The organism is Paraburkholderia sp. IW21 (assembly GCF_041321145.1).
In the GTDB taxonomy this organism is placed as follows: domain Bacteria; phylum Pseudomonadota; class Gammaproteobacteria; order Burkholderiales; family Burkholderiaceae; genus Paraburkholderia.
The window spans coordinates 581,030-604,309 of record NZ_JBGGWA010000002.1 but is presented as its reverse complement, the minus strand read 5'-3'; the positions used below and the strand labels follow the sequence as shown (position 1 = coordinate 604,309).

24 protein-coding genes and 1 other RNA gene are annotated in these 23,280 nt (G+C 62.2%); 16 read left to right on the top strand and 9 right to left on the bottom strand.

Translation table 11 applies throughout. The annotated features are described in order from the left end of the window. Window positions 1-57: 57 nt before the first annotated feature. Window positions 58-1,446, bottom strand: a complete 1,389-nt coding sequence (gene purB, locus ACAX43_RS06630) for an adenylosuccinate lyase (RefSeq protein ID WP_370707603.1) — start codon at window positions 1,444-1,446, stop codon at window positions 58-60. Between the two features lie 141 nt (window positions 1,447-1,587). Here purB and ACAX43_RS06625 point away from each other — a divergent pair, with 141 nt between their 5' ends. From ACAX43_RS06625 to ACAX43_RS06600, 6 genes are all read left to right on the top strand, one after another. Continuing rightward, window positions 1,588-2,550 (top strand): LysR family transcriptional regulator, encoded by a 963-nt coding sequence (locus tag ACAX43_RS06625; protein ID WP_370707602.1) that lies wholly within the window; start codon window positions 1,588-1,590, stop codon window positions 2,548-2,550. Window positions 2,551-2,687: 137 nt separating this feature from the next. Continuing rightward, window positions 2,688-4,001: a Glu/Leu/Phe/Val dehydrogenase gene (locus ACAX43_RS06620; protein ID WP_370707601.1), complete on the top strand. Its 1,314-nt coding sequence runs from the start codon at window positions 2,688-2,690 to the stop codon at window positions 3,999-4,001. A gap of 306 nt (window positions 4,002-4,307) precedes the next feature. After that, on the top strand, window positions 4,308-5,201 hold the full coding sequence (locus ACAX43_RS06615; RefSeq protein ID WP_370707600.1) for a glutamate/aspartate ABC transporter substrate-binding protein: 894 nt from the start codon (window positions 4,308-4,310) through the stop codon (window positions 5,199-5,201). Window positions 5,202-5,282: 81 nt separating this feature from the next. After that, the gene (locus ACAX43_RS06610; protein ID WP_370707599.1) at window positions 5,283-6,023 is read left to right on the top strand and encodes an amino acid ABC transporter permease; all 741 of its coding nucleotides are present in this window, start codon (window positions 5,283-5,285) and stop codon (window positions 6,021-6,023) included. Beyond that, window positions 6,023-6,700: a glutamate/aspartate ABC transporter permease GltK gene (gene gltK / locus ACAX43_RS06605; protein WP_370707598.1), complete on the top strand. Its 678-nt coding sequence runs from the start codon at window positions 6,023-6,025 to the stop codon at window positions 6,698-6,700. Before ACAX43_RS06610 ends, gltK begins: the two co-directional genes overlap by 1 nt. Beyond that, window positions 6,697-7,422 (top strand): amino acid ABC transporter ATP-binding protein, encoded by a 726-nt coding sequence (locus ACAX43_RS06600; RefSeq protein ID WP_370707597.1) that lies wholly within the window; start codon window positions 6,697-6,699, stop codon window positions 7,420-7,422. Before gltK ends, ACAX43_RS06600 begins: the two co-directional genes overlap by 4 nt. Before the next feature lie 122 nt (window positions 7,423-7,544). On the opposite strand, the gene ACAX43_RS06595 is transcribed toward ACAX43_RS06600, so the two are convergent. After that, entirely contained in the window at window positions 7,545-8,471 is a 927-nt protein-coding gene (locus ACAX43_RS06595) for a class II glutamine amidotransferase (RefSeq protein ID WP_370707596.1), read from the bottom strand. A gap of 178 nt (window positions 8,472-8,649) precedes the next feature. Here ACAX43_RS06595 and pyrC point away from each other — a divergent pair, with 178 nt between their 5' ends. The 3 genes from pyrC to rnpB all read left to right on the top strand — a co-directional run bounded on the left by pyrC (window position 8,650) and on the right by rnpB (window position 11,131). Continuing rightward, window positions 8,650-9,711 carry a dihydroorotase gene (pyrC, locus tag ACAX43_RS06590; protein ID WP_370707595.1) on the top strand — a complete coding sequence of 354 codons (1,062 nt, stop codon included), beginning with the start codon at window positions 8,650-8,652 and terminating at the stop codon, window positions 9,709-9,711. Window positions 9,712-9,722: 11 nt separating this feature from the next. Continuing rightward, window positions 9,723-10,556 carry a DUF3025 domain-containing protein gene (locus ACAX43_RS06585; protein ID WP_370707594.1) on the top strand — a complete coding sequence of 278 codons (834 nt, stop codon included), beginning with the start codon at window positions 9,723-9,725 and terminating at the stop codon, window positions 10,554-10,556. Window positions 10,557-10,716: 160 nt separating this feature from the next. Continuing rightward, an RNA gene (gene rnpB, locus ACAX43_RS06580) (RNase P RNA component class A) lies at window positions 10,717-11,131 on the top strand. A gap of 104 nt (window positions 11,132-11,235) precedes the next feature. Here rnpB and ACAX43_RS06575 read toward each other — a convergent pair. Continuing rightward, on the bottom strand, window positions 11,236-11,658 hold the full coding sequence (locus tag ACAX43_RS06575) for an OsmC family protein (RefSeq protein WP_370707593.1): 423 nt from the start codon (window positions 11,656-11,658) through the stop codon (window positions 11,236-11,238). 670 nt (window positions 11,659-12,328) lie between these two features. On the opposite strand from ACAX43_RS06575, the gene rplM reads away from it, so the two are divergent. The 3 genes from rplM to erpA all read left to right on the top strand — a co-directional run bounded on the left by rplM (window position 12,329) and on the right by erpA (window position 13,795). After that, window positions 12,329-12,757 carry a 50S ribosomal protein L13 gene (rplM, locus tag ACAX43_RS06570; RefSeq protein ID WP_370707592.1) on the top strand — a complete coding sequence of 143 codons (429 nt, stop codon included), beginning with the start codon at window positions 12,329-12,331 and terminating at the stop codon, window positions 12,755-12,757. An 11-nt stretch (window positions 12,758-12,768) separates the two neighbouring features. Next, window positions 12,769-13,161: a 30S ribosomal protein S9 gene (gene rpsI / locus ACAX43_RS06565; protein WP_370707591.1), complete on the top strand. Its 393-nt coding sequence runs from the start codon at window positions 12,769-12,771 to the stop codon at window positions 13,159-13,161. 268 nt (window positions 13,162-13,429) lie between these two features. Then, the gene (gene erpA, locus ACAX43_RS06560; protein ID WP_370707590.1) at window positions 13,430-13,795 is read left to right on the top strand and encodes an iron-sulfur cluster insertion protein ErpA; all 366 of its coding nucleotides are present in this window, start codon (window positions 13,430-13,432) and stop codon (window positions 13,793-13,795) included. Window positions 13,796-13,881: 86 nt separating this feature from the next. Here erpA and ACAX43_RS06555 read toward each other — a convergent pair whose 3' ends face one another. Beyond that, entirely contained in the window at window positions 13,882-15,012 is a 1,131-nt protein-coding gene (locus tag ACAX43_RS06555) for an anhydro-N-acetylmuramic acid kinase (protein WP_370707589.1), read from the bottom strand. A 206-nt stretch (window positions 15,013-15,218) separates the two neighbouring features. Between ACAX43_RS06555 and tyrS the strand changes: the two genes are divergently transcribed. The 3 genes from tyrS (at window position 15,219) to ACAX43_RS06540 (ending at window position 17,758) form a co-directional block, all read left to right on the top strand. Continuing rightward, the gene (tyrS, locus tag ACAX43_RS06550; RefSeq protein ID WP_370707588.1) at window positions 15,219-16,463 is read left to right on the top strand and encodes a tyrosine--tRNA ligase; all 1,245 of its coding nucleotides are present in this window, start codon (window positions 15,219-15,221) and stop codon (window positions 16,461-16,463) included. 53 nt (window positions 16,464-16,516) lie between these two features. After that, complete coding sequence (gene dtd, locus ACAX43_RS06545; RefSeq protein WP_370707587.1) at window positions 16,517-16,975, top strand: D-aminoacyl-tRNA deacylase; 459 nt, start codon at window positions 16,517-16,519, stop codon at window positions 16,973-16,975. A 111-nt stretch (window positions 16,976-17,086) separates the two neighbouring features. Then, window positions 17,087-17,758: a histidine phosphatase family protein gene (locus ACAX43_RS06540; RefSeq protein ID WP_370707586.1), complete on the top strand. Its 672-nt coding sequence runs from the start codon at window positions 17,087-17,089 to the stop codon at window positions 17,756-17,758. Between the two features lie 21 nt (window positions 17,759-17,779). Here ACAX43_RS06540 and ACAX43_RS06535 read toward each other — a convergent pair whose 3' ends face one another. From ACAX43_RS06535 to ruvC, 4 genes are all read right to left on the bottom strand, one after another. Continuing rightward, a complete protein-coding gene (locus ACAX43_RS06535) occupies window positions 17,780-18,718 on the bottom strand; it encodes an oxygenase MpaB family protein (protein WP_370707585.1) in 939 nt (312 codons plus the stop codon). Between the two features lie 33 nt (window positions 18,719-18,751). Beyond that, on the bottom strand, window positions 18,752-19,819 hold the full coding sequence (ruvB, locus tag ACAX43_RS06530) for a Holliday junction branch migration DNA helicase RuvB (protein WP_370707584.1): 1,068 nt from the start codon (window positions 19,817-19,819) through the stop codon (window positions 18,752-18,754). A gap of 101 nt (window positions 19,820-19,920) precedes the next feature. Further along, window positions 19,921-20,502 (bottom strand): Holliday junction branch migration protein RuvA, encoded by a 582-nt coding sequence (ruvA, locus tag ACAX43_RS06525; protein WP_370707583.1) that lies wholly within the window; start codon window positions 20,500-20,502, stop codon window positions 19,921-19,923. 107 nt (window positions 20,503-20,609) lie between these two features. Next, window positions 20,610-21,152 carry a crossover junction endodeoxyribonuclease RuvC gene (gene ruvC / locus ACAX43_RS06520; protein ID WP_370707582.1) on the bottom strand — a complete coding sequence of 181 codons (543 nt, stop codon included), beginning with the start codon at window positions 21,150-21,152 and terminating at the stop codon, window positions 20,610-20,612. Between the two features lie 129 nt (window positions 21,153-21,281). On the opposite strand from ruvC, the gene ACAX43_RS06515 reads away from it, so the two are divergent. After that, the gene (locus ACAX43_RS06515) at window positions 21,282-21,521 is read left to right on the top strand and encodes a hypothetical protein (RefSeq protein WP_370707581.1); all 240 of its coding nucleotides are present in this window, start codon (window positions 21,282-21,284) and stop codon (window positions 21,519-21,521) included. A gap of 183 nt (window positions 21,522-21,704) precedes the next feature. On the opposite strand, the gene purH is transcribed toward ACAX43_RS06515, so the two are convergent. Beyond that, window positions 21,705-23,270 carry a bifunctional phosphoribosylaminoimidazolecarboxamide formyltransferase/IMP cyclohydrolase gene (gene purH, locus ACAX43_RS06510; RefSeq protein WP_370707580.1) on the bottom strand — a complete coding sequence of 522 codons (1,566 nt, stop codon included), beginning with the start codon at window positions 23,268-23,270 and terminating at the stop codon, window positions 21,705-21,707. Window positions 23,271-23,280 lie beyond the last annotated feature (10 nt).

Below are 23,280 nucleotides of genomic sequence, written 5' to 3'. Positions count from 1 at the left end.
AAAGCCGCTCCGAGGAGCGGCTTTCTTTGTCTCAAGCAATGCAGTAATGACTTAGGTTTAAGCGATCCGCTTCGCCAGTTCGATCGCCTTGCCGATATACGAAGCCGGCGTCATTGCAAGCAAACGATCCTTCGCATCTTGCGGAATCGCGAGGCCGGTAACGAACGTTTGCAGCGCTTCCCGCGTAATGCCCTTGCCGCGCGTCAGTTCCTTCAATTGCTCGTACGGGTTTTCGATGCCGAAGCGGCGCATCACCGTTTGCACCGGCTCGGCCAGCACTTCCCAGCAGTTGTCGAGGTCTTCGTTCAGACGTTGCGCATTCACTTCGAGCTTGTCGAGGCCGCGGATCAGCGAGTCGTAGGCGAGCAGCGAGTAGCCGAACGCGACGCCCATGTTGCGCAGCACCGTCGAATCGGTCAGGTCGCGCTGCCAGCGTGACACCGGCAGCTTGTCGGCCAGATGGCGCAGCGTCGCATTGGCGAGGCCGAGGTTGCCTTCCGAGTTTTCGAAGTCGATCGGATTGACCTTGTGCGGCATGGTCGACGAACCGATTTCGCCGGCCTTCGTGCGCTGCTTGAAGTAACCGACCGAGATGTAGCCCCACACGTCGCGGTCCAGATCCAGCAGGATCGTGTTGGCGCGCGACACGGCGTCGAACAGTTCGGCCATGTAGTCATGCGGTTCGATCTGGATGGTGTACGGATTGAACGTGAGCTTCAGGCGTTGTTCGACCACTTCGCGCGAGAACGCTTCCCAATCGAATTCCGGATACGCGGACAGGTGTGCATTGAAGTTGCCGACCGCGCCGTTCATCTTGCCCAGCAGTTCGACCTTCGCGACGCGGTCGATGGCGCGTTCCAGACGCGCGGCGACGTTGGCGATTTCCTTGCCGAGCGTGGTGGGGCTGGCCGGCTGGCCGTGCGTGCGCGACAGCATCGGCTGCTCGGCGTGCGCGTGAGCCAGCGCGACGAGGCGCCGGTGCACCGAACGCAGCGCCGGCAGGATCACATGTTCACGCGCGCCGGCGAGCATCAGACCGTGCGACGTGTTGTTGATGTCTTCCGACGTGCAGGCGAAGTGAATGAACTCGCTCGCGCGTTCCAGTTCCTCCTGGCCCTTCACCGATTCCTTCAGCCAATACTCGACCGCTTTCACGTCGTGATTCGTCACACGTTCTATGTCCTTGATGCGCGCGGCGTCGTGTGCGGTGAAGCGCTCGGCCAGTTGCAGCAGGAACTGTTCGGCCGCTTCCGAGAAGCGCGGCACTTCGGCAAAACCGGCGCGCGAGAGTGCGATCAGCCAATGGATTTCAACCGTCACGCGATTGCGCATGAAAGCGGCTTCCGAGAGCCAGTCGCGCAGGGCTTCGGTTTTCGAGGCGTAACGGCCGTCGAGCGGAGAGAGCGCGTTCAGCGCGAACAAGGTGTCGGGGCGGGTGTCGGACATGGTGGGGGCGGGTTGGGGCGTTGAACGCTCAGCGAGCAGATCGGGAACGGAGGGAACCGCGAATTTTACCACTCAAACCCCGCGCCCCAGCCGCACCGCTAGAATGCTGAATTCTTCTTTCCCGCTGGCAGCAGGCTCCGTATGGAACTGAAATGGCTCGAAGACTTCGTTTCGCTCGCGGAAACGCGTAGTTTCAGCCGCTCGGCCGAATTGCGTCACGTCACGCAGCCGGCGTTTTCCCGGCGAATTCAGGCGCTGGAGGCGTGGCTCGGCACGGAACTGATCGACCGTTCGGTTTACCCGACGCGGCTGACCGCCGCCGGTCAAGTGTTCAACGAGCAGGCGCTCGCGATGCTGTCGCAGTTCCACGAGGCGCGCGCGCTGCTACGCGGCCATACGGCGACGCCGCAGGCGACCATCGAGTTCGCGGTGCCGCACACGCTGTCGCTGACGTACTTTCCGCGCTGGCTGCAACGCATCGAGGCGCAGATGGGCCCGATCCACACGCGGCTGCGGGCGTTGAACGTGCACGACGCGGCCTTGGCGCTGGTGGAGGGCGGCTGCGATCTGATGATGGGCTATCACCATCCGAGCCACCCGGTTGCGCTCGATCCGGCGCGCTACGACATGCTGACGCTCGGCAACGAGCCGATCAGTCCGTTCTCCGCGCCGGGTCGCGCCGGCCGGCCGCGTCACACGCTGCCCACCCGTGCCGACGCGCCGGCGCCGTATCTCACGTACACGCCGAACGCGTACCTGGGCCGCATGACGGAAGTGATCCTGGCCAACGCACCGGAGCGTCTGTACCTCGACCGGCTGTACGAAACCGACATGGCCGAGGGGCTCAAGGCGATGGCGCTGGCCGGTCACGGCATCGCGTTCCTGCCGTACAGCGCAGTGGAAGACGCGGTCGCCGACGGCAAGCTGATCCGCCTCGATCGCGCAACGCGCGGCACGCCCGAGGGGCAGCTTACGCTGACCATGGAAATCCGCCTCTATCGCGACAAGCTCGCGGCGAAGAGCGACGATGCGCGGCAGATACTCGTACGGCAACTGTGGGACGTGGTCTCGAAGGAGGTCGCGCAGGGCGCGGGGGATGCCTGAAACCTGCGTCCCGACGACGCGAAATTGCAGCTTCTCAACGGTTATGCAAAAAAAACATAATCGGATAAGGAAACGGCATTGGATTTCAAAACGGCGTTTTTCGACAATGTCGCTATTCGAACAACGCCGGAGCGTTCATGTCTTCCCAGCAGCAAGTCGCGCAATCCGCATCATCGTTGCAGTCCGTTCCTTCCTACCTCAATCGCGACGACCTCGGCCCATGGGGCAACTACCTGCGTCAGGTCGACCGCGTCGCGCCGTATCTCGGCTCCCTGTCCCGCTGGCTCGAAACCCTGAAGCGCCCCAAGCGCATCCTGATCGTCGACGTGCCTATCGAACTCGATAACGGCACAGTGGCGCATTTCGAAGGCTATCGCGTGCAGCACAACGTGTCGCGTGGTCCGGGTAAGGGCGGCGTGCGCTATCACCAGGACGTGACGCTGTCGGAAGTGATGGCACTGTCGGCGTGGATGTCGGTGAAGAACGCTGCGGTGAACGTGCCGTACGGCGGCGCGAAGGGCGGTATCCGTGTCGATCCGCGCACCTTGTCGCGTGGTGAACTGGAACGCATGACGCGCCGCTACACGAGCGAAATCGGCATCATCATCGGACCGAACACCGACATTCCCGCGCCGGACGTGAACACGAACGAGCAGATCATGGCGTGGATGATGGACACGTACTCGATGAACCAGGGCCAAACGGCCACGGGCGTCGTGACCGGCAAGCCGATCACGCTCGGTGGTTCGCTGGGCCGCCGCGAAGCGACGGGCCGTGGCGTGTTCGTGGTCGCTACCGAAGCGGCACGCCGCATTGGTTTCGACATCGAAGGTGCGCGCATCGCCGTGCAGGGCTTCGGTAACGTCGGCGGCATTGCTGCGCGTCTGTTCCAGGAGGCGGGTGCGAAGGTGGTCGCGGTGCAGGATCACACCGGCTCGCTCTACAAGTCGACCGGCATCGACGCCAACGCGCTGCTGGATCACGTCGCGAAGACCGGCGGCGTGGGCGGTTTCCCGGAAGCCGATGCAGTCACGAACGAAGAATTCTGGACCGTCGAGTCCGACATCCTGATTCCGGCCGCTCTGGAAAACCAGATCAACGAAAAGAACGCAGCGAAGATCAAGACGAAGATCGTCGTGGAAGGCGCCAATGGCCCGACCACCACGGCAGCGGACGACATTCTGCACGACCGCGGCATCCTCGTGATTCCGGACGTGGTGGCGAATGCCGGCGGCGTGACCGTGTCGTACTTCGAATGGGTGCAGGACTTCTCGAGCTTCTTCTGGACTGAAGACGAGATCAACCAGCGTCTGGAGCGCGTGATGCGCGAAGCCTTCGCCGCCGTGTGGCAGGTGTCGAGCGAGCAGAAGGTATCCGTGCGGACCGCGGCGTTTATCGTCGCATGTAAGCGGATTCTGGAAGCGCGTGAATTGCGCGGCCTGTATCCCTGATCGAATGGCATGCAACGGCGGCCCACCACCGGGCGGGCCGCTGCGAATCCCTGCTTTGACGTGGTTCACAAGACCGCGTGTGTTACCCGGCGGGCGGCATCGCATCGATGCCGCCCGCCTTTGCGTGTCCGCAGCGTTTGGATCGCTGGATCCAAGCACCGCAGTCCCGTAGCCGGGCGCGCCCGGGAGGAAGTCCACCTGGTGGATGGGTGGATTGGGGGACACGCAACAAACATGGTTTATAGCAATACTTTCAGAATAATTACTTTGCTAAACTGGCGCCGGTTCTTGCCAAGGAGATCACACATGAAGGTTAAAAAAGCTGCGCTGCTGCTCGCGACTCTCGGACTGTTTACGGTTGGCGCGCATGCGCAAGACGCTGGTACGCTGAAAAAGATCAAGGACACGGGCGTCATTTCGCTGGGTCATCGCGAATCGTCGATTCCGTTTTCGTATTACGACGACAAACAGAATGTCATCGGCTATTCGCAGGAATTCGCGCTGAAGGTGGTGGATGCGGTCAAGGCAAAGCTGAACATGCCTAACCTGAAGGTCAAACTCATCCCTGTCACGTCGCAAAACCGTATTCCGCTGGTGCAGAACGGCACCGTCGACATGGAATGCGGATCCACCACGAATAACGCCGAGCGCCAGCAGCAAGCCGCGTTCTCGAACACGATCTTCGTGATCGGCACGCGTTTGATGACTAAGAAAGACTCGGGCATCAAGGATTGGGCCGACCTGAAGGGCAAGACGGTCGTCACGACCGCCGGTACGACGTCCGAGCGCCTGCTTCGCAAGATGAATCAGGACAAGAGCATGGGCATGAACATCATCAGCGCGAAAGACCACGGCGAGTCGTTCCTGACGCTCTCCACGGGCCGTGCCGCCGCGTTCATGATGGACGACGCACTGCTGGCAGGCGAACGCGCCAAGTCGAACAATCCGGGCGATTTCGTGATCGTCGGCACGCCGCAATCGCATGAAGCGTACGGCTGCATGATTCGCAAGAACGATCCTGAGTTCAAGAAGGTCGTCGACGACGCAATCGCGAAGGTCGAAACCTCGGGCGAAGCCGATCAGATCTACAAGAAGTGGTTCGAATCGCCGATTCCGCCGAAGGGCCTGAACCTGAACTTCCCGGAAAGCGATGACATGAAGACGCTCTTCAAGAGCCCGAATGACAAGGCAATCGATTAAACCCTAGCTGTTTTTTTGAAATGCTGAACGAAACGGAAGGGGCCAGCGCTTCTTCCGTTTCTTTTTGCTGGAGTCTTGGTCATGTCATATCACTGGAACTGGGGCATTCTGCTGAGTCCGGTCTCCACCGGCGAACCGACCACCTATCTGGGCTGGCTGATGTCCGGCTTCTGGGTGACGATCACCGTGTCGCTGTCGGCATGGGTGATCGCGCTGATCGTCGGTTCGTTCTTCGGTGTGCTGCGTACAGTGCCGAATAAATGGGCGTCGGGTATCGGCACGCTCTATGTCGCGATTTTCCGCAACATCCCGCTGATCGTGCAGTTCTTCATCTGGTATCTGGTGATACCGGAGTTGCTGCCGGTATCGATCGGCACCTGGTACAAGCAACTGCCGCCGAGTGCGCAGTTCTTCTCGTCGTCGATCATCTGCCTGGGGCTCTTCACTGCTGCGCGCGTGTGCGAGCAGGTGCGCTCGGGCATCAACGCGTTGCCGCGCGGCCAGCGCGCCGCCGGTCTGGCAATGGGTTTCACGCAATGGCAGACGTATCGCTATGTGCTGCTGCCGGTTGCGTACCGGATCATCGTGCCGCCGCTCACGTCCGAGTTTCTGAATATCTTCAAGAACTCGGCGGTCGCGTCGACGATCGGTCTGCTGGATCTGTCGGCGCAGGCGCGCCAATTGGTCGACTATACGTCGCAGACCTATGAGTCGTTCATCGCGGTCACGCTGGCGTATGTGCTGATCAATCTGGTCGTGATGCAACTGATGCGCTGGGTCGAAGCCAAGAGCCGGTTGCCCGGCTATATCGGAGGCAAGTGATGCACCATTTCGACTGGAGCGGTATTCCGGGCGCGCTGCCTACGTTGTGGACCGGCGCGATCGTCACCATCAAGATCACGCTGATTGCGATCGTGATCGGCATCATCTGGGGCACCTTTCTCGCGATCATGCGGCTCTCGCCGTTCAAGCCCTTCGCATGGTTCGCGAAGGCTTATGTCACGGTCTTCCGTTCGATCCCGCTGGTGATGGTTCTGCTGTGGTTCTTCCTGATCGTGCCGCAGGTGTTGCAAAACGTGCTGGGCTTGTCGGCGGATATCGACATTCGTCTCGCGTCGGCGATGGTCGCTTTCTCCCTGTTCGAGGCAGCGTACTATTCGGAGATTATCCGCGCCGGCATTCAGGCGGTGCCGCGCGGGCAGGTCAATGCCGCGTTCGCGCTCGGCATGAGCTACCCGCAGGCGATGCGCCTCATCGTGCTGCCGCAGGCGTTCCGCGCGATGGTGCCGCTGCTGCTCACGCAGGGTATCGTGCTCTTTCAGGATACGTCGCTCGTCTACGTGATCAGCCTCGCTGACTTCTTCCGCACCGCCACGAATATTGGCGACCGTGACGGTACGAATGTCGAAATGGTACTGTTCGCGGGCGCGTGTTATTTCGTGGTCTGCGTGATCGCGTCGAGCCTCGTCAAAGGTCTTCAGAAAAAGGTCGCAAGATGATCTCTATCAAGAATGTTTCGAAGTGGTACGGTCAGTTTCAAGTGCTGACCGACTGCACGACGGAAGTCAAAAAAGGTGAAGTCGTGGTGGTGTGCGGGCCGTCGGGTTCGGGCAAGTCCACGCTGATCAAGACCGTCAATGGCCTCGAGCCGTTCCAGAAGGGCGAGATCGTCATCAACGGTCAATCGCTGACCGACAAGAAAACCAATCTGTCGAAGCTGCGGGCGAAGGTCGGTATGGTGTTCCAGCACTTCGAGCTGTTTCCGCATCTGTCGATCGTGCAGAACCTGACGCTCGCGCAGATCAAGGTGCTCGGCCGCTCGAAAGACGAAGCCACCACCAAGGGCTACAAGTTGCTTGATCGCGTTGGCCTGCGTGCGCACGCGGATAAATTTCCAGGGCAGTTGTCGGGCGGTCAGCAGCAGCGTGTGGCGATTGCGCGCGCGCTCTCGATGGATCCGATCGCGATGCTGTTCGACGAACCGACCTCGGCACTCGATCCGGAAATGATCAACGAAGTGCTCGACGTGATGGTCGAACTCGCACAGGAAGGCATGACGATGATGTGCGTCACACACGAAATGGGCTTTGCCAAGAAGGTCGCGCATCGCGTGATCTTCATGGACCAGGGCTTGATCGTGGAAGACGACCGCAAGGAAGATTTCTTCGCGAATCCAAAGTCGGATCGCGCGAAGGATTTTCTGGCGAAGATCCTGCATTGAGGTTTGTTGCCGGGACACGCTGCTTAGGTGGCGTGCCCCGCGCAGAAAAAAAAGCCGCTTCGGAAGTGACGAAGCGGCTTTTTCATTTCTGACGTTCTGCCTTTTGCGAAGGCAGGCGCAGGTCAGGATTCGAACGCGGCGGTGTCATCCGCCGCTTCGAGGTCGACCTCGGATGTGGTCACCGCTTCAACCGAGGCCGCAATCGTGGATGCCGAGGCCGATGCATCCAAGGCCGGATTGCGCAGCTTCTCCAGCACCGAAGGCGGCACCGGCACGTTCACGCGGCCGATCACTTCGCCATGCTGGAACATCATCAGGTCGCCTGGCTGGAAGGCGGTCCACACTTCGTTATCGGTGAGCGGCTTGGTCGCGATCACCGCGACGCGATCTTCCGGGGTCGTGTATTTGGCGAAATCGATCGACACGTCGGCGTCGACCAGATGCGCGGTGGAAAACGGCCAGCGCCGCACAATGTATTGCAGATGCGTCGAGCAATGCGCGAACAGCGCCTGGCCGTTCGACATCAGGAAATTGAACACGCCGAATTGCGTGATTTCGCGCGTGAGGGTTTCGAGCGCCTTGAACAGTTCGTCGAGCGGCGGCTGAGTGCCCGGAAAAGTCTTGCGCAAACCTTGCAGCAGCGCGCAGAACGCGAGTTCGCTATCGGTCGTGCCGACAGGTTGATAGACGCCGTTTAGCGCCGGAGAATAATCCTGGAGATCGCCATTGTGGGCGAAGATCCAGTGACGCCCCCACAACTCACGCATGAACGGATGGCAATTCTCGAGCAGGATGTGCCCTTGCGTCGCCTTGCGGATGTGCGCGATCGTATTCTTCGACTTGATCGGGTAGCGCTTGACCATCTCGGCGATCGGCGAAGTGGCCGACGATTGATGATCGATGAACAGGCGGCAGGCCTTGTCTTCGAAGAAGGCGATCCCCCAGCCGTCGGCATGGTGATCGGTGACGCCGCCGCGCGCCGCAAAGCCGGTGAACGAGAACGTGACGTCCGTCGGTGCGGCGCAGTTCATTCCGAGAAGTTGGCACATGTTGCGGGTAAGCCTGCGAACGGGGCGAGCCGTTACAATGATGATTTTCCAAGCATATCACCGAGCCAGAAGCGCCAAACAGCAAAATTGACGTGTATTTGGGCCGCAACGGCACGAATTGCCGCCGCGTGCGCACGTCGATCACGCTTTTTCCGCCGAGTCTCGTTCCCCTCTCGCCATGACTGCTCCCAACGCTTCCCTCGACTCCATCACGCTCGCCCGCCCGGACGACTGGCATCTGCACGTTCGCGACGGCGAGATGCTGGCCGCCGTGCTGCCCGATACCGCGCGCCAGTTCGGCCGCGCGATCATCATGCCGAACCTGAAGCCGCCGGTCACGACCACCGCGATGGCGCAGGCGTACCGGGAGCGCGTCGTCGCCGCGATCCCGCCCGGCGCGAAGTTCGAGCCGCTGATGACGCTGTATCTCACCGACAACACGCCGCCCGACGAAATCCGCCGCGCGCGCGAAAGCGGCTTCGTGCACGGCGTGAAGCTTTACCCGGCGGGTGCGACGACCAACTCGGACGCGGGCGTCACCGACATCATGAAGTGCGCCAAAACGCTTGAGGTGATGCAGGAAACCGGTATGCCGCTGCTGGTCCACGGCGAGGTGACGGATTCGTCGATCGACCTGTTCGATCGCGAGAAGGTGTTCATCGACCGCGTGATGACGCCGCTGCGCCGGGAATTTCCGGCGCTGAAGGTGGTGTTCGAGCACATCACCACGAAGGATGCAGTCGACTACATCCGCGAAGCCGGCGTGGCGCCGGGGCTGCTGGGGGCGACGATTACGGCGCACCATCTGCTGTACAACCGCAACGCGATCTTCCAGGGCGGCATTCGCCCGCATTACTACTGCTTGCCGGTGTTGAAGCGCGAGACGCATCGCGTGGCGCTGGTCGAGGCGGCGACCTCGGGCAATCCGCGTTTCTTCCTCGGCACCGACAGCGCGCCGCATCCGAAGGGTTTGAAGGAACACGCATGCGGCTGCGCGGGTTGCTATACGGCGCTGCATGCGCTCGAGCTCTATACGGAAGCGTTCGACAACGCCGGCGCGCTGGACAAGCTCGAAGGCTTCGCCAGCTTCTTCGGGGCGGACTTCTACGGTCTGCCGCGCAGCGCGGAGAAGATCACGCTGCGTCGTGAAGAATGGACGCTGCCGGCCGAATTGCCGGTCGGCGACACGCCGGTGGTGCCGCTGCGTGGTGGCGAGTCGATCGGTTGGCGCCTCGTCTGAGGTTGATTTAAATGCGGGCGCACGAGGCGGCGCGCGTGGGCTTTGGCTTCGTGGATATCGATTGGTCGAGGCCATGGTTCGCTCAGTTCGCCGCGCGCGGCGAGCGCTGGCAGCGGGGCGCACTGACGAGCTACGCGGCGTTGCTCGCCGAAATGAACGCCGATGCCGGCGAGATGCGGCTGACCACGGGCCGCGGTCAGCGCCTCGCGTTCATCGCCCAGGACGATTTGCCGCCGGGCGCGGCTTACGAGGCGCACATCGCGTCGACGGGCTGCGTGCCCACGCGCCACAATCTGCATGATTTCTTCAACGCGTCGATGTGGTTTGCGTTTCCGCGTATCAAGGCGGCGCTGAACGCACGCCAGTCGGCGGCGATCGACGTGTTGGGCGTCGGTCCGACCCGTGGTGGCGTGCGCGATACGCTGACCTTGTTCGACGAAAACGCGTTGCTGTTCGCGTGCGCCGACCCGGCGCTGAGCGCCGCGTTGCGAGGTTTCGACTGGCAGACGCTGCTGGTTGCCCAGCGTGATGCGTGGGGCGCGCGCTGTGAAGTGCGCTGCTTTGGTCACGCGCTGCTGGAAAAGCTGGTAGCGCCGTTCAAGGGCTGCACGGGCCACGCATGGATCGTCGATGTGCCTTCCGAGTATTTCAGGTGGGACGCCGCGGCGCGCGATGCATGGCTGGACGAGGCGGTCAGCAGGACGTTGCTGACCACCGACGCATTGACTAGCCGCAGGTTCGCGCCGCTCCCCGTACTGGGGATCCCAGGCTGGTGGCCGGAGAACGAAGCTGCTGCGTTCTACGACGACGCGTCCGTGTTCCGCACGGGGCGCCGTACGCGCTAAAACGATATCGGGTCGGGCGCGCCATTCGGCGTGGGCGCGGTGACGAAACCATCTGGGTGCCGTCATGACAAGCGGCGGATTTGGTTGCGATAACGGCCATCCGGCTATTTCACCCGCCACGGCGGCCCGCGGGCCATCCAAGTGTTAAAATCCGCCCAGCAAAGCAGGCTAGGCAGTCGCGGCCTCTGCGGCTTTTAGCCAAAGAGGGCGAGGAAAGTCCGGACTCCATAGGGCAGGGTGATGGCTAACGGCCATCCGTGGTGACACGCGGAACAGGGCAACAGAAAGCAAACCGCCGATGGCCCGGCGCAAGCCGGGATCAGGTAAGGGTGAAACGGTGCGGTAAGAGCGCACCGCGGCCGCTGCAAGGCGGGCCGGCACGGTAACCTCCACCCGGAGCAATTCCAAGTAGGCAGGCTGGCATCTTCGAGATGCAGGACGGGGCCCCCGTCACGTCTGCGGGTAGGAAGCTTGAGCGCGTCAGTAATGGCGCGCCTAGAGGAATGGCTGCCACGCGCGTCGCGTTTTCGGACGTGGCGCGCGCACAGAATCCGGCTTATCGGCCTGCTTTGCCATCCAACAAAAAATGCCGGCGTCCGTGTGGACGCCGGCATTTTTCTTTTGTCGCGCCGGCCAGGTTAGATGCGCGGCCACCTCTGCCGAAGCCGAAGCGCCGCGCTCAGCCGGCGACGATATCGAACGAATGCGTGAGCTCAGCGGTCTTCGCGATCATGATCGACGCCGAGCAGTATTTGTCGTGCGACAAATTGATCGCGCGCTCCACGGTAGCCGGGTTCAGATTCTTGCCCGTCACGGTGAAGTGGAAGTGGACCCGGGTGAACACTTTCGGATCTTCGCTGGCGCGTTCGGCCTTCAGCGTCACGGAGCAGCCGGCGATTTCCTGGCGGCTTTTCTTCAGGATCATCACGACGTCGTACGCCGTGCAGCCGCCCGTGCCAAGCAGAACCATTTCCATCGGACGCGGCGCGAGATTGCGGCCGCCGCCTTCTGGCGCGCCGTCCATCGTGACCAGATGACCGCTGCCCGTCTCGGCCGCAAACGCCATCCCGTCCTGCCCCATCCAGCTAACTTTGCATTCCATGCTGTGCTCCACCGCGCTGTGCTGATATCGAGACGGCATTGTAGCCCGGTGTTTGCGTGTCCGCCTGAAGGGACTTTCGCCGGAACTTATGCGCAATCACGGCTTGCGTGTTGCGGTGCGGCATGTTTCGCCAATTCGGGAATGCCCTGACAGGTTTAGGGGTTTTATTCTAGACGATGGATGTGTGTGCAGTCTCTGACAAGAGCTTTGGCAATTGATTTTAAAAGGAATTCATCGATTTTTGATCTGCGGATTTGTTTGCCACATTGTGAAATATAATTTCACAATGCAAATGTTCTTGCGTCGCACAAGGCTGCCTCATATAATCGATCCCATCGGTTGCAGCAGTTCTGCGACCTCCGCTGTCTCCTCCACCTCCTCCTTTGGTGGATTAAACCCGAACCACTAGTTCGGGTTTTTTTTCGCCCGCGCTGACGCCGGTTGCGAGCCGCGGGGACGGTCAAATGACGCCGGCCGGTCGCCGCCGCGCACAACTTCTCGCCGAAAACCCCGCATGCTTTGACTCGGCGGGGCAAATTCCTTTATAATTCAGGGCTTTTCCGCATCCGCGCCCGCGGAGGAAGAACTAGGGAGAGCCTGCACGCGCCTCGATGCGCACACTACAAGCAGGAAAAAATACATTGGGCGCAGCAATTTTTTTGGATCGATCATGAAGACGTTTTCCGCAAAAGCCCATGAGGTGACGCGTGAATGGTACGTGATTGACGCGACGGATAAGGTTCTCGGGCGTGTCGCCAGCGAAGTGGCACTCCGTCTTCGCGGCAAGCACAAGCCTGAATTCACTCCGCACGTCGACACCGGTGATTTCATCATCGTTATCAACGCGGGCAAGCTGAGAGTCACCGGCAACAAGGCTACTGACAAGAAGTACTACCGTCACTCGGGTTACCCGGGCGGTATCTATGAAACCACGTTCGGCAAGATGCAAGAACGCTTCCCGGGCCGTGCGCTCGAGAAAGCGGTCAAGGGCATGCTGCCGAAGGGCCCGCTCGGCTACGCGATGATCAAGAAGCTGAAGGTCTACGCTGAAGCAACGCATCCGCATTCGGCGCAACAGCCGAATGTGCTCGAGATCTAAGGGGAGCCCACATGATCGGTAACTGGAATTACGGTACGGGCCGCCGCAAGAGCGCCGTCGCACGCGTCTTCATCAAGGCAGGCAAGGGCGATATCGTTGTGAACGGCAAGCCTATCGCCGATTACTTCTCGCGCGAAACGTCGCTGATGATTGTGCGTCAGCCGCTGGAACTCACGAACCACGGCGTTACGTTCGACATCAAGGTCAACGTGACGGGTGGCGGTGAAACGGGTCAAGCCGGTGCGGTTCGCCACGGCATCACCCGCGCGCTGATGGACTATGACGCAACGCTGAAGCCGCAATTGTCGAGCGCTGGCTTCGTTACGCGTGATGCTCGTGAAGTCGAACGTAAGAAGGTCGGCTTCCACAAGGCACGTCGCAGGAAGCAATTCTCGAAGCGTTAATCGCTTCGTGTGCGATCCGGCTTTCGAGCTGGAGCACTGCAAAAGCCGCCAACGCTTTCGCGAAGGCGGCTTTTTTTATGGTTTTTCGCGTGGGTTGTGCGACGGCGGTCGGGTTGCCGGGGTGTCGGTTTGGCGCGCGCAGACAGGCTGGTGAATGAAAAGAAGCTGCCAGACGATTTTTCGGGAAGAACCCATTGATTTTGTGGGCTTCAGCACGATATCGAGATCAGCCCTACAATAGCGGTTAGAAGCTTTTTGGAGAGTTCGAATGAACGCAGTCACCGATACACCCGTGACCGAGATGCCCGCCCCCTTCGTTTTTACCGACGCAGCGGCTGACAAGGTCAAGCAACTGATCGAAGAAGAAGGCAATGCGGACCTCAAACTGCGCGTTTTCGTGCAGGGCGGCGGCTGCTCGGGCTTTCAGTACGGTTTTACGTTTGACGAAGCCATCAACGAAGACGACACGGTCATGAACAAGAGCGGCGTCCAGCTGCTGATCGATTCGATGAGCTACCAGTATCTGGTTGGCGCTGAGATCGACTACAAGGACGACATCAACGGTGCGCAATTCGTCATCAAGAACCCCATGGCCACGACCACCTGTGGTTGCGGCTCGTCGTTCTCGGTTTGATGGCAGCCGGTTAGGCGACAGGTTGTGAGAGGAACGGGGCTTCGGCCCCGTTTTTTATTGCCCGAGCTGAAACGCGGGCCTCTCAATTAGCGTGGGTAGATTGCCCCCAGCACGCGCTCGGCGGCTGCGCCTGTGACCGCCGGCAAGTTGCCCGGCAAGCGCGCCACGCAGCGCATCGCGAGCCACGCGAACGCTAGCGGCTCGACCTGGCTCGGCGGCACGCCCAACGCGTCGGTGGTCATCACCGGCACACCGCTTACGCCGCTGTCGTCCAGCGCCTGCTGCAGCGCTTTAAGAATCTCAGGATTGCGCGCACCGCCGCCGCACACATAGACCGCCTTGGCATCCGACGCATGCCGCTCGATTTCACGTGCAACCGTTACCGCGGTCAGCGCGACCAGTGTGGCTTGCACGTCGGCGGGGGCGAGAGCGGCGAACGGCTGCAGCTTTGTGTCGAGCCACTCGGCATGGAAGAGGTCGCGGCCTGTGCTTTTCGGCGGCTGTTGCGAGAAAAATGGTTCGTCGAGCAAGGCGTTCAGCAGCGTGCGATCGACCTGGCCGTCGGCCGCGAAATGGCCGTTTTCGTCGAAAGGCTTGCCGAGATGGCGTTGCGCCCACTCGTCGAGTAGCGCGTTGGCCGGCCCACAGTCGAAGCCGCGCACGCTGCCGGTTGCATTCAGGATCGTGATGTTGCTGATGCCACCGAGATTGCAGACCACCCGCGTTTCGTTCTTTGCGCCGAATACTGTGGCATGAAACGCCGGCACGAGCGGCGCGCCCTGGCCGCCCGCCGCGACGTCGCGGCTACGGAAGTCGGCAATCACGTCGATGTGCATCATTTCCGCGAGCAGCGCCGGGTTGTTGATCTGCCGCGTGTAACCTTTTTCCGGCCGATGCCGCACCGTCTGGCCGTGCACGCCGATCGCGCGAACCTCCGAGGCAGGCACACGGCTGCCGCGCAGCAATTCGTGACAGCACACCGTGTAGCGCGTGGCGAGCGCATTGGCGGCCAGCGCTTCGCGTTCGATCTCGTTGTCGCCGGGCTGTTGAAGCGCGAACAACGCCTCGCGCAAACCCGCCGCGAAGCCGACAAACGCCTCGGCCAGCACCACCGGTGCCTTGCCTTGGGCGAATCTGACGGCCACGCCGTCCACGCCGTCCATGCTCGTGCCGGACATCAATCCAAAGTAGATGCCGTCTGCGGGGTCTTGCGCCACGTTGCTGCTCCTCTCGCTGTTTCGTTGCGATCCGTTGTAGCAGATTATCGGCACCAGCGCGGCCGAATATAAAGCATGGCAACGCCAGCGGGGCGGCCCGGCGTGCGGAAATCTTGCGCCGGCGGGCCGCTTGCGGCTGAGTCAGTGGGCGCGGCGGCGCGCATCTATGGGACAATCTCCCTTTTTCGCGACTTCACGTTTCCAGCATGAGCACCGAGTCCACCAAGCCCAGCCCCGCCTTCCCGATCACCGACGAAGTCCGTCACGCGCTCGCCGTCACCAAACGCGGTGTCGACGAACTGCTGATCGAAGACGAATTCGCGCAAAAGCTCGCGAAGAGCGCGGCTACGGCCAAGCCGCTGCGCATCAAGCTCGGCCTCGATCCGACCGCGCCTGACATTCATATCGGCCACACGGTCGTGCTGAACAAGATGCGTCAGTTGCAGGACCTCGGTCACACGGTGATTTTCCTGATCGGCGATTTCACGTCGCTGATCGGCGATCCGTCGGGCCGTAACGCCACGCGGCCGCCGCTTACGCGCGAGCAGATCGAGTCGAACGCGAAAACGTATTTCGAGCAGGCCGCGCTCGTGCTCGATCGCGACAAGACGGAAATCCGCTACAACAGCGAATGGTCGATGCCGCTCGGCGCCGACGGCATGATCAAGCTCGCATCGCGCTACACGGTGGCGCGTATTCTCGAGCGCGAAGATTTCACCAAGCGGTTTCAGGGCGGCGTGCCGATCTCGATCCACGAGTTCCTGTATCCGCTGATGCAAGGTTACGACTCGGTCGCCCTGAATGCCGACCTCGAACTCGGCGGCACGGATCAGAAGTTCAACCTGCTGGTAGGCCGTGAGTTGCAGAAGCAGTACGGCCAGGAACAGCAGTGCATCCTGACCATGCCGCTGCTCGAAGGGCTCGACGGCGTGGAGAAGATGTCGAAGTCGAAGAACAACTACATCGGCATCAGCGAAAAGCCGACCGACATGTTCGGCAAGCTGATGAGCATTTCCGATGTGCTGATGTGGCGTTACTTCGAACTGCTGTCGTTCCGTCCGATGGACGAAATCGCCGGTTTCAAGCAAGAGATCGACGCGGGCCGCAATCCGCGCGACTTCAAGGTGATGCTGGGCCAGGAGATCGTCGCGCGCTTCCACTCGCAAGCCGATGCCGAGCGCGCGCTCGAGGACTTCAACCATCGCGCGAAGGGCGGCGTGCCGGACGATATTCCGGCGGTGACGCTCGCGGGCGCACCGCTCGCGATCGGCCAGTTGCTCAAGCAAGCCAACCTCGTGCCGTCGACCAGCGAGGCGCTGCGCAATATCGAGCAAGGCGGCGTGAAGATCGATGGCGCGACCGTATCCGACAAGGGCCTGAAGGTCGAAGCGGGCGAGTACGTCGTGCAGGTCGGCAAACGCCGTTTTGCCCGCGTTACGCTGACGGCCTGATGGCTCAGCGATAACTCGATGATGACTCGAGCGTTGCATTCGGAGTCGAGCCGATGATCGCGCTGATCCAACGCGTGCGTCGCGCGGAAGTGCGCGTGGGCGACCGTGTGACCGGCGCGATCGAGGCGGGCCTGTTCGCGCTGGTGTGCGCCGAACGTGGCGACACGGAAGGCGCGGCCGATCGGCTGCTCGCCAAGGTGCTCGGCTATCGTGTCTTTAGCGACGCGGCCGGCAAGATGAATCTCTCCGTGCAGAATCTCGACGGCGCCGGGCGCGCGGGCGGCCTGCTGCTCGTTTCGCAATTCACATTGGCCGCGGACACGAACAGCGGTCTGCGCCCGAGCTTCACGCCCGCCGCACCGCCCGAGGAAGGCAAGCGTCTGTTCGATTACTTCGTCTCTGCCGCTCGGGCCAGGCATCCGATCGTCGAGACAGGCGAGTTCGGCGCCGATATGCAGGTGTCGCTCGTCAATGACGGGCCGGTCACGTTCTGGTTGCAGACGACCGCTTGAGTTTTGACGGCTGCCGCATGACGCATGCGGCAGCACGCATCCACGCCTCCAGCCGCTTTTTGCGACAATAGCGGTTCGGCACAACCGGCGAATGGCGCCCACTTTCATCCCATGACCACGCAGATTCTGTTCATCCGGCACGGCGAGACCGACTGGAACCGCATCAAGCGCATTCAAGGTCACATCGACATTCCGCTCGCGACAACCGGCTTCGCGCAGGCGCAGCGCCTCGCGCGCCGCATGGCGAATGAGGTGAAGGAGGGCGCGCGGCTGGACGCGATCTATTCGAGCGATCTGCAACGCGCACAGCAAACCGCGCAGCCCATCGCCGACGCGCTCGGCTTGCAGTTGCAATTGCGCGAAAGGTTGCGCGAGCGTTCATACGGCGCGTTCCAGGGGCACGACAGCGACGAGATCGCGATCCGTTTCCCCGACGAATACGCGCACTGGCAAACCCGCGATCCGGGTTTCGCGCCGCCTGAAGGCGAATCGCAACGCACGCTTTACCATCGCGTGCTGCACGCGATCGAGCCCATCGTCGCCGCGCATCCGGGCGGACGGATCGCCTGCGTCGCGCATGGTGGCGTGCTGGATTGCGTGCGGCGGTTTGCCTGCGGGTTGCCGCTCGATGCGCCGCGTGATTACGCGTTGCTGAACACCAGCGTCAACGTGGTGGATTTCGATGGCGGCAAGGCGACCGTCGTGTCGTGGGCGGACGTGTCGCATCTCGATGCGCCCAGCGCGGACGACAGCTTCAAGAGAGTGCCGGAACCGGGGCGTTGATCGGGAGCCGGTTTGCGCGGCTTACTTCGATTCGCGTGTCGCGGCAACGCGGCGGCGAGCCCGCTTCGATACACCGTTCACCAGCGCCCAGCGGATCACCGGCGCGACCAGCCTTACGCCTGGCCTCGCGACCATGCGGCGAACGCCGGCGTAGCGCTCGAACTCAAGCATCGCTTGCGCCCAATCGGGCAGCAGATCGACGCCCGCATTGAACATCAAAAGCCCGGCGGGCCGCATCGCCACGCTCGGTGCGGGCGCGGTCATCAGAATCCTCACGACTTCCCGCGTGCGCTCGCTGGCCACCAGCACCGGCTGCATGGCGAGCAGGTAAGTGTCGATCTCGGCGCGTGAGCGCGGAATGTCCGACGCGCCGAGCATTTCGGCAATGCGCGCGGTCTCGGCGAAGTATTGATCCTGGGAGGCAACCGGCAGCGCAGGGTTCACATACCTTAAGTGCGCAGTCATGAAGCTCGACACCTCCGCCACATGCACCCACGTCAGCAGGGCAGGATCGCTCGCACGATACGGCCGGCCGTCGGGCGCCACGCCTGTCACGCCAAGATGAATCTGCTTCACGCGCTCGATCAGCGCCAACGCATCGTGCCGGTTGCCGAATGTCGTGCCGGCGATGAACGTCGCGGTGCGGCGCAGGCGTCCCAGAATATCGGCGCGAAACGTGGAATGGTCCCAGACGCCGGCCAGCGCCAGCGGGTGCAATGCCTGGAGTAGCAGCGCACTGATGCCGCCTGTCATCATCGACGTGAAGTCGGCGTGGACTTTCCAGCACACCGAGTCAGGCCCGAACAGACCGGGGTCGCCCGCAGGCGATGAATAGTCGAGTGTGGGGCCGCTGCCGCTTGTCAGATGGGTGACGCCGGCAGCCAGCCTCGCGCGGATCCGGCGAGTGAGCAATTGCGCGAGACCGCCGCGTGAGCCGGGCCGCTTGGCTTGATCGGACATCCCTAAATCGGCCTCACGAGACGTGGATCCGGTTCACGTTGCGGCCGAATCCCATAGGCCGGGCAGTACGCTGCTCGATGAGTCCGGCGTGGCGAGACCGAAATGCCGGTAGGTCAGCATCGTGGCGACGCGACCGCGCGGCGTGCGTTGCAGGAAGCCCTGCTGGATCAGATACGGTTCGAGGACGTCTTCGATCGTGTCGCGCTCTTCGCCGATTGCCGCCGCCAGATTGTCCACACCGACCGGGCCACCGTCGAACTTGTGCAGGATCGCTTCAAGGAGCTTTCGGTCCATCAGGTCGAAGCCGACTGCATCCACGTCGAGCATTTTGAGCGCGGCGTCGGCCACTTGCGCGGTGATGTTGCCGTCGGCTTTCACCTCGGCGAAATCGCGCACGCGGCGCAAGAGCCGGTTTGCGATCCGAGGCGTGCCGCGTGCGCGCTTGGCGATTTCGAACGCGCCGTCTGGATGGATCTGCGCATGCAGCAGCGAAGCCGAACGCGTGACGATACGCGCCAGTTCTTCGGCGTTATAAAATTCGAGCCGCGCGACGATACCGAAGCGATCGCGCAGCGGATTGGTCAGCATGCCCGCACGGGTTGTCGCGCCGACCAGCGTGAACGGCTGAAGATCGAGTTTCACGCTGCGCGCGGCCGGCCCTTCGCCGATCATGATGTCGATCTGATAATCCTCCAACGCCGGGTACAGAATTTCCTCGACGACCGGCGAGAGCCGGTGGATTTCGTCGATGAAAAGCACGTCGTTGGCTTCGAGATTGGTGAGCAGCGCGGCGAGGTCGCCGGCGCGTTCGAGCACCGGGCCGGACGTTTGCCGCAGATTGACGCCCATTTCTCGCGCGATGATGTGCGCGAGCGTGGTCTTGCCGAGACCCGGCGGCCCGAACAGCAGCACGTGGTCGAGCGATTCTGAACGGCGCCTGGCGGCCTCGATGAAGATTTCCAACTGGCCGCGTATCTTTTCCTGCCCGACGTATTCCTCGAGCTGGCGCGGGCGCAACGCACGCTCGAACGCTTCTTCGTTCGGCGAGACGGGCGTGGCCGCGATGATGCGCTCGGCGGCGAGTTTGTCGGTTTCGATCATCCGTTCATTGTACCGCGCGCGCCCCGAAGGGAGCCCCCTTGGGGGGCCGCGGTGTGCGAAGCTTTACCCATCGCGCGCGGCGCACTGCCGGGGCTTGAGCGTCAACCCTTGGAGAGCGCCTTCAGCGCGAGCTTGATGCCCTCGGAAACGCCGGTGCCTGCCGGCACGTTCTTGACGGCCGCCAGCGCTTCTTTTTCCGAGTAACCCAATGCGAGCAGTGCGTTCAGGATGTCGGAGGCGTGATTGGGTGCTGACGACGCGCCCGCCATCGTGCCCAGGTCGGCGCCGATCTTGCCCTTCAGTTCGAGAAGCAGCCGTTCCGCCGTCTTCTTGCCGATGCCCGGCACGCGCGTCAAACGCGCTGCGTCCTGCATCGTGACGGTCTGCGCCAGCTCGGGCACGCTCATGCCCGATAGAACCGCGAGCGCCATGCGTGCGCCGATGCCGGTGATCTTCAGCAATTCGCGGAAGGTCGAGCGTTCCTCGGCGGTGCCGAAGCCGTACAGCAGATGCGCGTCTTCGCGCACGATCATTTGCGTGAGCAGCACGACGCGTTCGCCAGTCGACGGCAGGTTGTAGAACGTGCTCATCGGCACGTCGACTTCGTAACCGACGCCGTTGCAGTCGACAAGCAGATGCGGCGGGTTTTTTTCCAGCAGAACGCCGGCAATGCGACCGATCATGGCGAGTTCAATCTTGAGAGAAAGGGCGAGTGTAGCGCAGCGAGTGCCGGCAGGCGCGACGGCGCAAGCCGAAAGTGCGGCTGACGGAACCGAGTGCGCCGACGAGCCTATCCCACCAGACGTCCGCGCCGCACCCGCAAGCCCTTCTTCGCCAGCGCGGGCGCAATGCCGCCCAGCGTACTGAGCGTCGAGCCGCTGTGCGCGTGGCAGATTGCCATGCCTAGCGCGTCGGCAGCGTCGGTGCCGGGCACGCCCGAGAGGTTCAGCAACCGCACTACCATCTGCTGCATCTGCTCCTTGGTCGCGCGGCCGTAGCCGACTACCGCCTGTTTCAACTGCAGCGCCGTATATTCGGCGACCGGCACGCCGCCCGCGACCAATCCGCAGATGGCCGCGCCGCGGGCCTGGCCGAGCAACAGCGTGGATTGCGGGTTGACGTTGACGAACACCTTTTCGATTGCCGACTGATCGGGCGAGTGCTGGCGGATCAGGGTCGAAATGCCTTCGAAAATGGTGCCGAGACGCGACGGCAGATCGGCGTCGGCGGTTTTGATGACGCCGCTCGCGACGTAGCTCAGCGTGTGGCCGCTTTGATCGATCACGCCGAAGCCGGTCACGCGCAAGCCGGGGTCGATGCCGAGAATTCTCATGAGGTGCCGCACGTGCGGTAAAAACCAGGTGCTTGCGATACTACAACGAACGCGTCGCGTGGCGGTCGGCATGCGGCGATGCCGGCGGAATAAAAACTGCTGCTGCATGCGCGGAAAGGGGAATCGAATATGGAGCGCTATCGGAATCTCAGCGGCGACTCGGGCGTCGAGGCCTACGAAATCGGCGACGACTTTGTCGCGGTTCGTTTCAAACCGGGCGTCGTGTATTGGTACACCGAGGCGAGTGTCGGCGTGAAACACGTCGCCACGCTCAAGCGTTTAGCCCAGCGAGGGCAGGGGCTTAGCACGTACATTAGCCAGCACGTCGACGTGAGCGACGGGTACGCGAGAAAGGATCCGGACGACTGACCGGCACCGCACGGAGAACGCGGTTAGGGAGGGCGGGCACGAAAAGAGGCCAGAGAACGCAGCCGAGGGCGACAGCCAAAAGAAAACGGTCCGGTGGAAAATTCCACCGGACCGCTTCTTTCAAGCCAAGCCGGCGAGCGTTGCGTCACCGAGAATCAGACGCCCGCCGCCAAGCCTGACAAATCAATGCCGGAAGTGACGCACGCCAGTCAACACCATCGCGATGTTGTGCTCGTCTGCCGCGCCGACCACTTCGTCGTCGCGCATCGAACCGCCCGGTTGGATCACGCAGGTCGCGCCTGCTGCCACCACCACATCGAGGCCGTCGCGGAACGGGAAGAACGCATCCGACGCCACGGCCGAACCGGTCAGCGTCAAACCGGCGTTCTGCGCCTTGATGCTGGCGATGCGCGCCGAGTCCACGCGGCTCATCTGCCCCGCACCGACGCCCAGCGTCATGCCGTTGCCGCAGAACACGATCGCGTTCGATTTCACGTACTTCGCGACACGCCATGCGAACAGCAGATCGTCCATTTCCTTCGGCGTCGGGTGACGCTTCGTGACCACGCGCAATTCGCGCGGCTGCACGTTCTTCGAATCGAGCGATTGCACCAGCAGACCGCCGCCGACGCGCTTCAGATCAAACGCGTTATGGCCTTCGCCCAAAGCGATTTCCAGCAGACGCACGTTCTGTTTGGCCGCGAACACCTGGCGAGCCGCCGCGCTGAACGACGGCGCGATCAGCACTTCGACGAACTGCTTGGCCACCGCTTGCGCCGCCGTTTCGTCGACTTCACGGTTGAACGCGATGATGCCGCCGAACGCCGAGGTCGGATCGGTCTGGAACGCCTTTGCATACGCTTCGTTCGCGTCCGCGCCCACCGCGACGCCGCACGGATTCGCGTGCTTGACGATCACGCAGGCCGGCACGTCGAACGTCTTCACGCATTCCCACGCTGCGTCGGAGTCGGCGATGTTGTTGTACGACAGTTCCTTGCCTTGCAGCTGGTTGTAGTTCGCCAGTGCGCCGGCCGCCACGGAAAGGTCGCGATAGAACGCGGCGCTCTGGTGCGGGTTTTCGCCGTAGCGCAGGTCTTGAACCTTGTTGAATGCCAGGTTGAACGTAGCCGGGTAAGCGTTGCGCGACGAATGTTGCAGTTCGTCGGTCAGGCTCGTCAGGTAGTTCGTGATCGCGCCGTCGTACTGCGCGGTGTGCGCGAACACCTTGGTAGCCAGTCGGAAGTTTGTCTTGTACGAAACCGCGTTGCTATTGGCGCGCATTTCGTCGAGCACGACCGCGTAATCCGCCGGATCGACCACCACCGTCACATCGCGATGATTCTTCGCGGCCGAACGCAGCATGGTCGGGCCGCCGATGTCGATGTTCTCGATCGCGTCTTCCAGCGAGCACTCTTCTTTCGACACGGTCTGCACGAACGGGTACAGGTTCACGACCAGCAGGTCGATCGTCGGGATATCGTGCTTTTCAAGCGCTGCCATGTGTTCCGGCAGGTCGCGGCGCGCGAGAATGCCGCCGTGCACCTTCGGATGCAGCGTTTTCACGCGCCCGTCCAGCATTTCCGGGAAGCCGGTGTAGTCGGCGACCTCGGTGACGGAGAGACCCGCGTCCGCGAGCAGTTTCGCGGTGCCGCCGGTCGACAGGATCTTGACGCCGAGGTCCGACAGCGACTTGGCGAAGTCGACGATGCCGGACTTGTCGGAAACGGAGATGAGCGCTTGCTTGATCATGATGAAGACG

Excerpts from the sequence above, each read along its gene's own strand:
- ACAX43_RS06620 (WP_370707601.1), top strand. The coding sequence starts at position 2,688 with ATGTCTTCCCAGCAGCAAGTCGCGCAATCCGCATCATCGTTGCAGTCC.
- ACAX43_RS06575 (WP_370707593.1), bottom strand. The coding sequence starts at position 11,658 with ATGGAATGCAAAGTTAGCTGGATGGGGCAGGACGGGATGGCGTTTGCG.
- gltK (WP_370707598.1), top strand. The coding sequence starts at position 6,023 with ATGCACCATTTCGACTGGAGCGGTATTCCGGGCGCGCTGCCTACGTTG.
- tyrS (WP_370707588.1), top strand. The coding sequence starts at position 15,219 with ATGAGCACCGAGTCCACCAAGCCCAGCCCCGCCTTCCCGATCACCGAC.
- purH (WP_370707580.1), bottom strand. The coding sequence starts at position 23,270 with ATGATCAAGCAAGCGCTCATCTCCGTTTCCGACAAGTCCGGCATCGTC.
- ACAX43_RS06585 (WP_370707594.1), top strand. The coding sequence starts at position 9,723 with ATGCGGGCGCACGAGGCGGCGCGCGTGGGCTTTGGCTTCGTGGATATC.
- dtd (WP_370707587.1), top strand. The coding sequence starts at position 16,517 with ATGATCGCGCTGATCCAACGCGTGCGTCGCGCGGAAGTGCGCGTGGGC.
- purB (WP_370707603.1), bottom strand. The coding sequence starts at position 1,446 with ATGTCCGACACCCGCCCCGACACCTTGTTCGCGCTGAACGCGCTCTCT.
- ruvB (WP_370707584.1), bottom strand. The coding sequence starts at position 19,819 with ATGATCGAAACCGACAAACTCGCCGCCGAGCGCATCATCGCGGCCACG.
- ACAX43_RS06595 (WP_370707596.1), bottom strand. The coding sequence starts at position 8,471 with ATGTGCCAACTTCTCGGAATGAACTGCGCCGCACCGACGGACGTCACG.
- rpsI (WP_370707591.1), top strand. The coding sequence starts at position 12,769 with ATGATCGGTAACTGGAATTACGGTACGGGCCGCCGCAAGAGCGCCGTC.
- ACAX43_RS06615 (WP_370707600.1), top strand. The coding sequence starts at position 4,308 with ATGAAGGTTAAAAAAGCTGCGCTGCTGCTCGCGACTCTCGGACTGTTT.
- pyrC (WP_370707595.1), top strand. The coding sequence starts at position 8,650 with ATGACTGCTCCCAACGCTTCCCTCGACTCCATCACGCTCGCCCGCCCG.
- rplM (WP_370707592.1), top strand. The coding sequence starts at position 12,329 with ATGAAGACGTTTTCCGCAAAAGCCCATGAGGTGACGCGTGAATGGTAC.
- ruvC (WP_370707582.1), bottom strand. The coding sequence starts at position 21,152 with ATGAGAATTCTCGGCATCGACCCCGGCTTGCGCGTGACCGGCTTCGGC.
- ACAX43_RS06540 (WP_370707586.1), top strand. The coding sequence starts at position 17,087 with ATGACCACGCAGATTCTGTTCATCCGGCACGGCGAGACCGACTGGAAC.
- ruvA (WP_370707583.1), bottom strand. The coding sequence starts at position 20,502 with ATGATCGGTCGCATTGCCGGCGTTCTGCTGGAAAAAAACCCGCCGCAT.
- ACAX43_RS06600 (WP_370707597.1), top strand. The coding sequence starts at position 6,697 with ATGATCTCTATCAAGAATGTTTCGAAGTGGTACGGTCAGTTTCAAGTG.
- ACAX43_RS06515 (WP_370707581.1), top strand. The coding sequence starts at position 21,282 with ATGGAGCGCTATCGGAATCTCAGCGGCGACTCGGGCGTCGAGGCCTAC.
- ACAX43_RS06610 (WP_370707599.1), top strand. The coding sequence starts at position 5,283 with ATGTCATATCACTGGAACTGGGGCATTCTGCTGAGTCCGGTCTCCACC.
- erpA (WP_370707590.1), top strand. The coding sequence starts at position 13,430 with ATGAACGCAGTCACCGATACACCCGTGACCGAGATGCCCGCCCCCTTC.
- ACAX43_RS06625 (WP_370707602.1), top strand. The coding sequence starts at position 1,588 with ATGGAACTGAAATGGCTCGAAGACTTCGTTTCGCTCGCGGAAACGCGT.
- ACAX43_RS06535 (WP_370707585.1), bottom strand. The coding sequence starts at position 18,718 with ATGTCCGATCAAGCCAAGCGGCCCGGCTCACGCGGCGGTCTCGCGCAA.